This window comes from Mucilaginibacter segetis (assembly GCF_016522075.1).
Taxonomy (GTDB): domain Bacteria; phylum Bacteroidota; class Bacteroidia; order Sphingobacteriales; family Sphingobacteriaceae; genus Mucilaginibacter; species Mucilaginibacter segetis.
The window spans coordinates 1930199-1943371 of sequence record NZ_JAEHFW010000001.1; the positions used below are offsets into that span (position 1 = coordinate 1930199).

11 protein-coding genes are annotated in these 13173 nt (G+C 38.0%); 4 read left to right on the plus strand and 7 right to left on the minus strand.

Translation table 11 applies throughout. The features are described 5' to 3' along the window. Positions 1-36 precede the first annotated feature (36 nt). The gene (locus I5M19_RS08860) at positions 37-573 is read right to left on the minus strand and encodes a hypothetical protein (RefSeq protein WP_200065843.1); all 537 of its coding nucleotides are present in this window, start codon (positions 571-573) and stop codon (positions 37-39) included. A 393-nt stretch (positions 574-966) separates the two neighbouring features. On the opposite strand from I5M19_RS08860, the gene I5M19_RS08865 reads away from it, so the two are divergent. Beyond that, positions 967-1464, plus strand: a complete 498-nt coding sequence (locus I5M19_RS08865; RefSeq protein WP_200065844.1) for a DUF4126 family protein — start codon at positions 967-969, stop codon at positions 1462-1464. An 81-nt stretch (positions 1465-1545) separates the two neighbouring features. Further along, the gene (locus tag I5M19_RS08870) at positions 1546-2160 is read left to right on the plus strand and encodes a TetR/AcrR family transcriptional regulator (protein ID WP_200065845.1); all 615 of its coding nucleotides are present in this window, start codon (positions 1546-1548) and stop codon (positions 2158-2160) included. A gap of 5 nt (positions 2161-2165) precedes the next feature. Here I5M19_RS08870 and I5M19_RS08875 read toward each other — a convergent pair whose 3' ends face one another. The 6 genes from I5M19_RS08875 to I5M19_RS08900 form a co-directional block, all read right to left on the minus strand. Beyond that, positions 2166-2570, minus strand: coding sequence for an OsmC family protein (locus I5M19_RS08875; RefSeq protein WP_200065846.1), 405 nt, complete (start codon positions 2568-2570; stop codon positions 2166-2168). Between the two features lie 23 nt (positions 2571-2593). Beyond that, entirely contained in the window at positions 2594-2998 is a 405-nt protein-coding gene (locus I5M19_RS08880) for a hypothetical protein (protein WP_200065847.1), read from the minus strand. Positions 2999-3030: 32 nt separating this feature from the next. Next, entirely contained in the window at positions 3031-4071 is a 1041-nt protein-coding gene (locus I5M19_RS08885; RefSeq protein ID WP_262895493.1) for a PorP/SprF family type IX secretion system membrane protein, read from the minus strand. A gap of 4 nt (positions 4072-4075) precedes the next feature. After that, entirely contained in the window at positions 4076-9250 is a 5175-nt protein-coding gene (locus I5M19_RS08890) for a PKD domain-containing protein (RefSeq protein ID WP_200065849.1), read from the minus strand. A gap of 170 nt (positions 9251-9420) precedes the next feature. Beyond that, positions 9421-10659 (minus strand): nucleoside recognition domain-containing protein, encoded by a 1239-nt coding sequence (locus I5M19_RS08895; RefSeq protein WP_200065850.1) that lies wholly within the window; start codon positions 10657-10659, stop codon positions 9421-9423. A gap of 129 nt (positions 10660-10788) precedes the next feature. Continuing rightward, entirely contained in the window at positions 10789-11265 is a 477-nt protein-coding gene (locus I5M19_RS08900) for a CIA30 family protein (protein ID WP_200065851.1), read from the minus strand. Between the two features lie 104 nt (positions 11266-11369). Between I5M19_RS08900 and I5M19_RS08905 the strand changes: the two genes are divergently transcribed. Both I5M19_RS08905 and I5M19_RS08910 read left to right on the plus strand, forming a co-directional pair. Continuing rightward, complete coding sequence (locus I5M19_RS08905) at positions 11370-11798, plus strand: OsmC family protein (protein ID WP_200065852.1); 429 nt, start codon at positions 11370-11372, stop codon at positions 11796-11798. A gap of 20 nt (positions 11799-11818) precedes the next feature. After that, positions 11819-12985, plus strand: coding sequence for a trans-sulfuration enzyme family protein (locus tag I5M19_RS08910; RefSeq protein WP_200065853.1), 1167 nt, complete (start codon positions 11819-11821; stop codon positions 12983-12985). The last annotated feature ends 188 nt before the right edge of the window (positions 12986-13173 follow it).

Here is a 13173-nt window from a genome sequence, read left to right on the forward strand (position 1 = left end):
AACGAAAAATCCCGGGCATTTTCCCGGGATTTTTCGCTATTTATATTTTTTAATTAACGTTTTTAGCTGTCGCGCTATTTTTGTTAGCTTTTTTTCATTTTTACTTCCCGCATCAACCGCGTCATAAACTAATCCGGCAGTAATTGCGTAAACCGCATGGTGTAAACCGTCAATTGCTATTGCCTGAGGTTTTTGCTTGGTTACAGGTTCAGAAGCATTATAAGCCGGCAGTAATATCATTGATGTTCCCCATATAGCTCCAAAATGAACTAATGTAGCAGGAAGACCTTTTAACCCGGTTAAACCTATCAATTCTCGGGCTATGCCCCATGTAGTGCCGTATGCCCAATGTAACTCCTGGGCAAGTTTATCTTCATCATACTCACTCGCTGGCTTTGCACCAGTAGTTTCTTCAGCAACTTTCAACGGGGCATCACTCGCTTCGCGTTTTGTAATTTTCATTTCTATCATCTGCGACAAGGTGATAGCAGCAGTTGCCGCCAAACCAGCTAAAATACCTTTGCCTATAGCTCCTCCAAGTTCACCTAGCGCATTGTTTTGATGTATTTTCATAATTATCTAGTTAGTTTATAATTCTTTTTAACAAAAAAAATCAGCTATTGATTTATAAATTTGGTCTAAACTAAATCTGCTATTTTATTGATGATTGTATTATCCGTCAGATATCTACTTAAGAAAATATGAATATTTTACTACTCAATCCCCAAATAGTTGTATATACACTAATTGGAGCTTTGCTTATTTGTATTATAGATGACAGTTAGAGTATAACTTGTGTTGGGTAGTGCGGCTTGCCCAAAGCCAAATCAAACATTTCAATTCCAATGATGTTTCTTTAAAATAAACCCGGATTATGGCTTTCCTTTTAAGCCTGTATTACCTGTTTCGTAGGTAACTTTAGCAAAAGAAAAGTACTAATGATAACTGATTTTAACCACATATATAATGGAATTTAAGATTACGGATGCCACAATTCAAACTATTTTATTAGGATCAATGGCCGGTATGCGTACAATGTATGCTCCTGCGGTTATCAGTCATATATTAAGCAGGCATCCTGATAAGAATATACAAGACTCTGACCTGAGTTTTTTACAATCCATTACCACTTCAAAAATTTTAAAAGTATTAGCCTTAGGAGAATTGATAGGAGACAAGTTACCTCAAACACCTGCCCGCATAAAACCGATATCTGTTACGGCCCGCCTTTTATCCGGCTTGCTTGTAGGCTCAAGCATATATAAAAGCAAAGGTAAAAATAAATTAGGTGGAGCGTCAATAGCTGCTGTTGCGGCTTTAGTCTCTACATTTAGTATATATTTTTTACGGAAAGCAATAGGTAAAAATACACGCATACCCGATCCGTTCATTGGAGCCATCGAAGATGCGTTAGTAATTTACCTTGGAATTGAACTGACCAGGGTTTATAATTCAACATTGTAATATCATCTTTACTTCTATACTTACCATTTTACTGTTTTTTTGATAAGTTTGTTAAAAAAGTCAGGATTTTATAAATTAGGAATGAGTTCAGGTAGTGATCAGCAAGATGTAAAGCGTGAAAAAATTTTAGAAGCTTCTTACCAGCGTTTTTTACATTACGGATATTCTAAAACAACCATGAACGAGATAGCGGGTGATTTGTCTATGTCGAAAGCGTTGCTTTATTATTATTTTCCGGATAAAAGTGAATTATACCTGGCAGTAATGCGTAAACTGGCTGGTGATTATCTCGGTATGTTAGAAGCAAAATTTGATCATTTTACTGATTTAAAGGAAGCGTTTTTATTTCAGGTAAACACCCATCATAAATTTATTGTAAATAATTATAATTTTTTTGATGCGTTAAGGCTTAATGAACAGAATCTTCCGGATAATATATGGAGTATAGTAAATCAGATTCGTGAAGCCGAAACCAAACTACTCGCAAACACAATAAAAGCAGAAATAGAAAAAGGACACATAAAACATGTTGCCAATCCCGAAGGAATAGTAGATGTATTTTTAGATGCTTTACACGGAATTAAGGTGGGTAATATGTCTCAAAAAAAAATGGGTTTTCCGCAACGCGAGCATCTGGAGCTTATACATGATAAGCGATTGTTATTAATTGATATTTTTGTTAAAGGTTTAAGGTAATTATTTTAAAGTGAGGTATTTATAAGTATTTCACCTGTAAGTATTTTATGAATCGGGCATCCGTTTGCAATAACCACTAAGCGCTTTTTTTGTTCCTGTGTTATATCTCCTTTAAATTCAAGTTTGTTTTCGATTATAACACCGTGATCATTTCTGACCAGTTCAAGATCTATTTTTATTTCATCAACTACCCACATTTTCCTGTCAATGTACATCCTTAGTGTAATTACCGTGCAACTGGCCAGGCTTGCAAGCAATAAATTATAAGGAGACATCCCTGTATCGTCTCCACCATCTGCTAATGGCTCGTCAGCTATTATACTATGTTTACCTGCTGTAATAATAGTTTGGTATTTGACACGACTTATTTTAGCGGATAACTCACCTACAACTCTTCTCTCTATACCCATAATTTAAATTGATCCACTTCAAGTTAGTCCTGATCCAAATTAAGCATCGTCCAGTTGTTTTGGTTAGATGCCGCCCCGCCATTATATTTAAGGGTTATACGGAACTTCACATCACTGTTTTCGCCATTATCATCTTTTGATGTATAAGACGACCGGATAACGTATACGGAGTCTGACTTTTTTGCAAATTGATATTCACTGTCATGAAAACTGATACTACCGGAACGCACAGTAGGCGTAATAAATTCTTTTGCAACGCCATAAGCTGCGTCACTGTCAGGTAAACCACTAAATGAGCTAAGTGATCCTGTAAATGCAAACTTTATTAGTACAACAGCAAATATTATTACAAATACGACTACAACCCACCCCATTTTTTTGGCAGATTTTTTCTTAGCTGTTTTGTCAATTAAAATATCCTTTTCCATGGTTTATAACTATGGCGAAAGATATTATAAAATTAGTAAAAATCATAGCATCTTGTTGAACCATAAAATTTAGGTGAGGAATTTGTTCTGGATGGGAGCGTAGTTTGATAGCCAATACTCCCCTCTGTTGTACCGCTGGTATTACTGTAATTTAAACCATGCCCGGCAGGTACATCATGACTTATACCTAAGCGTACTTTTTCTCCACCGTCACGATTAATTATCAGATCAAAAATAAATGAAACCACCACCGCACTTGGGCCGCCTACACCTCCGCCACGATACCACAAGCCGGCATTTACGTTATTATGTTTGTATTGCATGCCGATATTTAAGGATTCAGCAGTAGACTGTTTATAATAAACTATCGAGGGTATAACATAGGTACGTTCGTAATCATATACGTTATCATCACGAGTGAGGTTTATACGATAACTCGCATGCCCTGTGCCACGGATTGGTAATTTTGCCGGCACTCCGGAAAAAGATTCATTCGGGCGGTTAATATGCTGTGCGGCAAAACCTATATTTAAATTCCCTGATGACAGGTTTATTCCGGCACCGGAGTCGAAATAAAATTTATTATTAAATAATGGTTGATCGGCAATTGATGTAGACCCTGGAATGTACCCCAGTCGTGGATCAATCTGATCACTAAAAACGAGCTTGCTCCAATCTACTGATCGGTTAGTAACTCCGGCCTGCAGGCCAAATGATAGCACGAATGCATCAGATCCAACGCTATAGGAATAGATTCCCGAAATATTATTTTTATTCAAATATGCAGAACCTTCACTACTCCGGGTGAATAAAATGCCCACACCTCCGGCAAACTGAGGCACATTCAGGTCTACTGAAGCCGATATATACGATAAATTACCTGTGACTGAACTGTATTGATTGCGATAAATTAAATTCATCCTCAGATCCGCCGGGAACTGCCCGTTTAACGCGGGGTTAAGATAAAGCGGGGAATTAAAAAATTGCGAATACATATGATCCTGTGCCACAACCCCAGTACTGGTAAACAAGCTCATGATAAATAAAAAACAAAATCCTTTTATACCATTCATCCCCTTACCTTATTAAGTGTATAAACCCCGTTCTTTTTGGCAACGAATTATTGTAGGACATACCCTTCCATTCTGTGCCGTTAATAAATTTAGCAGTTGCCTGCCATATATAAACACCCTGTGGCGCAGGCGAACCTTTAAAGGTGCCATCCCAACCTTCTACTGGTTCACCTTTTTCACTTAGTTCAGATGTTTGCCATATTAGTTGTCCCCATTTGTTGTATACCTGTAAGTTCCAGCTTTCAATACCTGAACCTTTGGCTCTAAAGGTTTTTAATTCTTCGGCATTGCCGTCAGGCATAAAGGCATTCGGTAAATAAAGCTGACCTGGTACGCCGGTTATTTGTACGGTATGTGTTATACTGCTGTCGCATCCTTCGGCATCGGCAACTAATAAAGTAACTTTATACGAGCCGGTATCGGCATAAGTATGTCCGGGATTTCGGGTAGTAGATGTCTGGCCGTCGCCAAAACTCCATTGCCAGCTAACCGGACTACCTGTAGTTTGATCAACAAAAGAGAAATGATAATTAGGTATAGCAGTCACACTATCCGGCTCAATAGAAAAATTTGTGCCTGGAGGGGCTTTTACATTTATTAAATCAGTTTTAGTGATTATATTACTGCAGCCTGTAGCCAAATTAATAACTGTTAACTTTACACTATAAGGTGAGTTTTTAAACGTGTAGGTATGAGTTGGTGGCGTAAATATAAAGGAATGAGGACTGCCATCCCCAAAGTCCCATTCATAACTTAACGAAGAAGCCGGAGTATCGCCATCATCAGCTGTCAAGTTTGAAAAGTTTACATTAATAGTTTTACACCCCGATTTTACATCTGCATCAAAATCAGGAACAGGTATAGGTGCAACATCAATACGAATTTTAGGATCAGATTCTATTGATGCACATTCATTTGATGCTGTTATGGTTACATAATATGTACCCGTATTAGTAAAGGTGTAAGGCTGTTCATCAAAACCTCCCTGTATCTGATCTACTAAATCATTATTATCATTATATATTTTATACGCAAAGTTTATACCTCCGGATGAGTTATTTACAAAAATAACATTGAACGGAGCACAACCCTTTCTTATATTATCTTTTACAAACATCTGCGGCACAAATGTGGCGGGCGAAATAGTAATAGGTATATGATTACTTTCCGCAGTATTACCACAAAAATCTGTAGCCGCCATATAGAGCGTAAATGTATGTGCCCTATTGGTGGTTATCGGATCAAATGTTACCGGAGATTTATCCGTTTTTGTAATTTTTTGTATCAAATTGTCCCCGTCATATACATAAAAATCATATTGCTTGTTATTCCCTGGTGATACGTTTTGCACACTTATAGCGAAATCTCCGCAACCCTGTAATTGATCAGGTAAAATATTTGCTATTGGCACCGCAGGCCTTACGGTAATATCAATTGTTACAGCAGATCGGCTAACACAATTCTGAGGTAAAGTGAGTGATACTGTATAAACTGTGTCCTTACCATCAGTACGTGGTTCAAAGGTATGTTGTGGGTTTAACTCATCCGATAGGGGGCTACCATCTCCAAAGTCCCAGTTAAATATAGTTCCTGAAATTACAGAGGATGTATTAGTGAATTGAACAGTAAATTGGCCGCAATCGTCACTTTTATCAGAAGTAAAGCCAGCTATTACATCAGGGGCATCAGTTACCACTATTTCATCGCTGCTATCACCACATGGCGCTGTTCCTTTTATTGTCCAGGTGAATTTGTAAGTATCACCTCCGGCTAAACCTGTAACCTGTGTTTGTGGATTTGCAGGATCAACTATGTTGACGGTTGGCCCAGCAGTTTGTGACCATATCCCAGGATCGGGAGAGGGGTCATTCCCATTAAGTGTAATTGTTGTCGCATTACAAATAGTAGTATCGCTACCTGCATTAGCGGGTGTAACAGGCTGATTTACAATCACACTTGCTAATGATGATGTCTGTATACTGCAAACTCCGTTTTGGACTATCGCCCGGTAATTAGTAGTTTGAGTTATATTAAAATAATTTAGCGTTGTTGTATTGTTAGCAATAGGCGTCCAATTAACGCCATCGGTTGTCGATTCCCATCTTACTATATTCCCTACTTGACCAGATAAAGTAAGCTGCCCTGCGTTAGAACCTGAGCAAACAAAAACACTACCCGTTACCGCACCCGGCACCGTTTCAGCGTCAACCGTTATTGTTACAATATTAGTGGTAGGGGGGCAGGTTGGTGCGGCAGTAATTGCCCATTGAAACTGATAAACATTGTTGGGCAAAAGACCATTTACCACAGCATGAGGGTCAGTATCATCAGAAAAGGTTACACCACTCTGTCCCGAAACCACCGTCCATTTCCCTGAACCCGGTGAAGGGTCGTTTCCATTTAATGTATAGGTTGTGGTATTACAAATTTCATCGTCCGGTCCGGGATTTGATGGCAATGGAAGAGGTTGAACGGTAACTGTGGCCGTAACCGGGCTTCCCGTACAGATTTCATTATATGGGGTTATAGTATATGTCACGGTTCCTGGTACGGTGCTATTATTAACCAAAACATCCTGTATACTTCCATCTGTAATTGGAGTAGTCTGATTAGTATTACCACTTATACCTGTAGATGCAGTACTTGTCCAAATATATTTTGTGCCAGACACATTGGATGAAAAAATAATATTTGCAGGTTGATTGCTGCATATTTGCGGGCTTGACGGCACTGCAGTTATCGCAGGAATAAACTTAACCGTTACTTTCAGATCAAAAGGATTTCCCGGGCAACCATTGGTTGTTGGGGTGATGGTATAGGTAATAACAGCATCTGTAGTTCCGGTATTATTTATTATATCATTAATAGTATTTCCGCTACCTGTGGCATTAAAACCTGAAGCGTTTCCAGACGTAAGACTGGTTACCCAATGAAAATTTGTGGCCGTATTGTCGGCAGTTATCACATAGTGAAAATTCTGACCATCACAAGCAAATTCCGCAGCGGAACTGGTAACATTTGCCTTTTTTATTATGGTGATGATTACATTACTGGTGATCACATTACAGGGAGGCGCTAATGAAGTATTAACCTGTAAAGAAAGTGTAACTGTACCCGCACTTATCTCAGCAGATGAAGGTATGTATCCACTGTTCAGATCATTCCTACCCGTAGTAAAAGTACCTGTACCACCAATCCATTGAAAACTATTGTACGCTCCATTAATTGAGCCCGCTAATGTAGCCTGATCGCTTTCGCAAATCTGTTGAGCTGGCCCGGCCGAGACATCAGGAGCTTGCTGAAACGCTATTTGCTGAGAATCAGAAGCAGTACCACATCCGTTTTGATGGATAACTGAAACAGTGTAAACTGCATAATCGTTAAATAATATTTGCGGGTATTTGCTATTGGCATTGGTACCGCCTGCAAAACTATACTGACCCCCGGTAACCGTCCATGTATACGTAGTGGGTTGTGTTTGCTGTGTTCCGGTCAATTGGGTTTTAGTAACATTAGCATTCGAATCAAAAGTAAGTGTTTGATTATTACCACAGACCAAACCATCAGGAGATAATATTGCGGTAGGTGGTGAATTTACATATACTGTCTTTTTTGAAGAAAGCACAGTTCCGCAACTGGCTGTACTAATACTTAATTGAATGTCATAAGTTCCGCTTGCACTAAAAATGAAATTTGGGTTCGCGCTATTTACAGTAGTACCACCACCGTAACTAACAGGAGCCGGACCGGTAATTATCCATTTATATACATTACTTGCATTGCAATTAGCATCAATAACCGATGTATTTACGGGCGTAATGCTATTTGTTCTGCATATTGTAGTTGCTGGTAAATTAAATGAAGGTTTCGGTGGATTCTGTATACAAATATTTTTTGTAGCATCCTCCGCATCGCATAAACCATTATTATTTTGTAAATGCAAGGTTACAGTATGTATACCAGGTATTGTAAAAGTATATTTAAATTCTGCTGTTACAGGTTGATTAACCGCAATAGTTTGTCCGTCAACCATCCATGTATAACGCGCATCCACGTTTGCGCAATCATCAGCTGTACTATTCGGATCCTGACCAGGTACTGAGCTGTTGCCAAAAACTACTTCCGTATTTATACATGCGGCATCAGGTGCAACAAATTTATTTTGTGGTGGTGCAATAACTTTTGCATAACTGGTTACAGGAGTACCTAAAGTGCCACAATATGGACTAACCGGTTGCAGGTTTACCTGAAAAACATTCTTTTGTCCATTCGCCGTATTACCGCAAGATGATTTTATGTAAGCATGATCTATTTTACCCCCGGAATTAACGATATCACAAATGGTTAAAGTGCTTATAGTACCATCTCCCCAGGAGATAGAGTAAGTTAAACCCGGGAAATTATACTGAATGCCATTTGGCGAACTCACGTCAACATTATAGGAGAGGCTATTTTGTCCGTTTAAACAAACCGAGTTACTGCCAGTTACACCAAAATTATTGTTTACAACATTATTGATTAGCATATAACCTTTGGTACCCACAATTCCACCTTTTACTGCTTTAACAGTTACTGTATAATTAGCGGCGTTTGCAACAAAATTGCCGTTTAATGGAATGGTACCTTCACTTATTTGTGAAAATTCATTATAAAAATTAGCGGTTGCTGTGGCACCTGCAGTTGATTCATTAACAAAAGGGTAGGAAGTTCCATCCGCACCAATACATGAGCCGAACACTTCGGGGTATGCAGGATCTATTGCCTGTGAACTTGCCCCCGCTACAACACCGGTAGTATTATTTATAGTAAAAGCCGCTGAAGCAGAACTTATTACAGAAGGATTTGTAGACAAAATCCTTACCTTATAACCACTGCCCGCCGGCGTTCCCGAAGGGATTACCCCATTTACTACTGAAGCATAAAAACCTGTGAACGAGCCAATTTTAGTTTGTGAGGCAAAGCTACCGTTGGCATCAGATAAATAAAGATTAAATATGTTATTGGTATTTATGCAACCGGATGCAGTACTAATTTGAAAAGGGACTGCAATTGTAGATCCTTGGCCGTAAGGTCCGGGGTCAATATTAGTAATGGTTACTGTTTGAGCAAATGTATCAGCTAAAAAAATGAAACAGAAAAGCGATAACAATGCTAATATTTTTGTAATCTTTCTATCCATCAAACTCCTTTTTTGCATGGGCAACACCACTGCTAAAATAACATAATTGTTACACATCAAGTGAGTGAAGCTATTACTCAACCAATGGTTGAATAATAGCTTTTACGGAAAATTTATATCGCGTGTTGCAAATTTAAGGACGTTGAAAGACTTTTTTTATTGGCCTATAGTTAACCAAAAAACAGGTAAGAAATTAATATTGCGGCAATAACACCCGCCAAATCGGCAATCAAACCGGCAGGTATAGCATATCTTGATTTTTTAATACCAACCGAGCCAAAATATAAAGCGACAATATAAAAGGTAGTATCTGCCGAGCCGTTAAAAACCGATGCTAAGTGCCCCGCAAAACTATCAGGTCCATAAGTTTGCATTGTACTTATCATCATTGCTTTTGACCCCGAACCACTTAAAGGTTTCATGTAAGCCACAGGCATAGCATCTACAAAACGGGTATCCAGATTAAACTGATTGCAGGTCCATTTTAAACCTTCGTTTAAATAGTCAAGCGCACCACAGTTTCTGAATACACTTATAGCTACCAACATAGCCACCAAATAAGGAATTATTTTTACTGAAGTTTCAAATCCTGCTTTTGCACCATCTATAAAACTTTCAAATACGTTTACCTTTTTACGTATGGCTCCTAAAATGAAAATGACAGGTATGGTAAACAATAATAAATTACTGGATACCTTTGACACTGTAGTAATTTGCTCTTTATCTAACTGGGTTGTAAAAAACCACACCAAAGCTGTAACAAATAATGTTAACCCGCCTAACCAGCTTATAATAACTCTGTCTAACAGATTGATTTTTTGTTTAATGGCCACAGCTAACATTCCAACTACCGTGGCAACATAGGTGGCTATGATACAGGGAATCAATACATCAGCCGGGTCTTTTGCATGTAATATAAAGCGTTGGGCAATAATGGTTACGGGTAATAGTTGCAGTCCTGAGGTATGTAATACCAAAAACATGATCTGTGCATTTGATGCAGTTTCTTTATCCGGGTTCAATTCCTGTAAGCTATCCATAGCTTTAAGACCAAGGGGAGTAGCCGCGTTATCAAGTCCTAATAAATTAGCAGAAAAATTCATCATCATTTGCCCAGTAGCCGGATGATTTTTGGGTACTTCCGGAAAAAGACGATTTAAAAAGGGGCCTACAATACGCGACAAAAAATTTATTGCACCAGCCCTTTCACCAATATTTAATATACCCAGCCAAAGCGCCATATTCCCGATAAGGGGGAGGGCAATATCCATAACAGACGATTTGGATGAATCGAACATGCCATCAACCAATAACTTAAAGGCATCGGTATCCCCTAAAAAAACAAGTTTAGCAAGCGCAATTACAAAAGCGATCACAAAAAAAGCTATCCAGATATAGTTAAGGGCCATAAAAGTGTTAAAGGCCTCAAGATAATTTTTTTTGAATAATTTATAACGAATTAAAAATGTTTTAATTCAAATTATGCAGTTGCTATCTAAATAAAATAACAATTAACTTATATTCAATTAAATGTGATATTAATTATATGCGGTAATTCCTTTATCAGATATAATATGAATATCATATAACCTTTTCAGCGGATCGTAAGGCATGGTGTCATTAATAGTAATGTAGATATTTCCCAGATCTTTTACAGTAAATGATTGCACGTCTGCAATATTCCCCTCCTTATTTATATATTGCGATATAGAATTATATATTAAATTATATTGCTGTGGCTCATTGGTTTCCATATCAATAAAAAGACGTTTACCATCTGTACGCAGATCTATATTTATATAAGTGTGCCCCGGTAAACTTAAGCCATATTTTCTGGTTTTTTTCTTGACATCCTTTTTTACCATTGTAAAGCCCTTACTCATAAAAAAAGTATCTGCTTTATTTATATTGTTATGAAGCAAATATGTTATATCATCATAAGAAATAAGACTGCTTTGACCAAAGCACAAATTAACTGAGCAAAAAACCACCAGGCTTAAAAATATTTTTTTCATTATAATTTCATATTAATAAATACACCTTTAAAAGTACATGTTTTTAGAAGTGAATTTTATCATAATACGTCAAAAAACATAACTTAGCAAAATTATTACAGAACATGCAATCAATAAAATTATCGCGGGTTAGCGGCGACTATGGTTTTGAAGCCACAGACGAAGCCGGACATATAGTTAGAATGGACAGTAGTCCGGAAAGCGGGGGACAGGATTTCGGCGTTCGTCCAATGCAAATGTTACTGATGGGTTTGGGTGGCTGTTCAGCAATCGATGTTATCGCCATATTAAAAAAGCAGCGCCAAAATGTTATTGATTATAAAATGGTAATTAACGGTGAACGCGAAGCCGGAAAAGAACCCTCGTTGTGGAAAAATATAGATATAGAATTTCACATCTACGGCGATGTAGATGAGGATAAGGCCAAAAAAGCGGTCGAATTATCCCTTAATAAATACTGTTCAGTAGCAGCCACTTTATATAAAGGCGAAACTGAAATTAAATGGCAGGTTATACTACATCCTGCGCAATAAACACCATATATTTATTTGTAATGTCAAAAGAATTAGACGCCATAACAAAGGCCATAAGGATACAAACTACTAAAACAGGACAGAACGAGCATTCTACCCCTTTATACCTTACCAGCTCCTTTACATTTAATGAAGCCGAGGCTATGCGTGCTGCATTTGCTGATGAAAGCGATGATAACATTTACAGTCGGTTCAGCAATCCGAATGTTGATGAATTTGTGGCTAAAATGTGCGCTTTGGAAGGAGCGGAAGATGGATTTGCTACTTCAACCGGCATGAGTGCTATTTTTTCATCATTTATGGCATTGATGAAGAGCGGGGATCATTTGTTGTGTTGCAGTTCGGTTTTTGGAAGCACTTTCAGCATAGTAAATAAGTATTTACCACGTTATGGTATCACTTGCACTTTAGTTCCGGCAGGGGATAAAGAAGCCTGGGAGGCAGCAATACAACCTAACACAAAAATGCTTTACCTTGAAACGCCCACCAACCCCCAATTAGAAGTAATTGATTTAGAATGGGCAGGGCAATTTGCTAAAAAACACAACTTAATATTTAACGTAGATAATTGCTTTGCCACGCCACTATTACAAAAACCAATTGAATATGGTGCCGATATTGTAGTACACTCCGCTACTAAATGGATTGACGGACAAGGTAGGGTGCTTGGTGGGGTAATTGTTGGTCGTGCCGACCTCATCAAGGATATTTACCTTTTTTGCAGAAACACAGGCCCGGCAATGTCGCCATTTAATGCATGGGTGTTAAGTAAAAGTTTAGAGACACTTGATGTCAGGTTACAGCGCCATTGCGAAAATGCTTTAACAATTGCTAAAACCCTTAAAAACAATCCGAATGTTTCATGGGTAAAATATCCCTTTTTAGAAGGTCATCCACAATATGATATTGCTAAAAAACAAATGAAAGCAGGGGGAGGAGTACTTTGTTTTGAAATAAAAGGCGGCCTCCCCGCAGGCAGACGATTTTTGGATGCTCTGGAACTATTATCAGTAACGGCCAATTTAGGTGATACGCGTAGTATTGCTTCACACCCAGCAAGTACTACTCATTCTAAACTAACAGATGACGAAAGAGCTTCTGTGGGTATTACCCCGGGCTTAATTCGTATTTCTGCCGGCTTAGAAAATGTTGACGACATAATCAACGATATAACTCAAGCGCTATAAAATATATGAATTAGAAATTGCTGAATTATATGAATTTTTAATCCGGCCGGGGAATGTTTTAAAATACTAAAGTGTATAGTATTAAAGCCACATATTACTTACTTCATACTAACTAATTAGCATTGTACAAATGTTTAAACATATAATTAATTATTAGTAAGATGCTGATTACCTACACATAGAGGAAT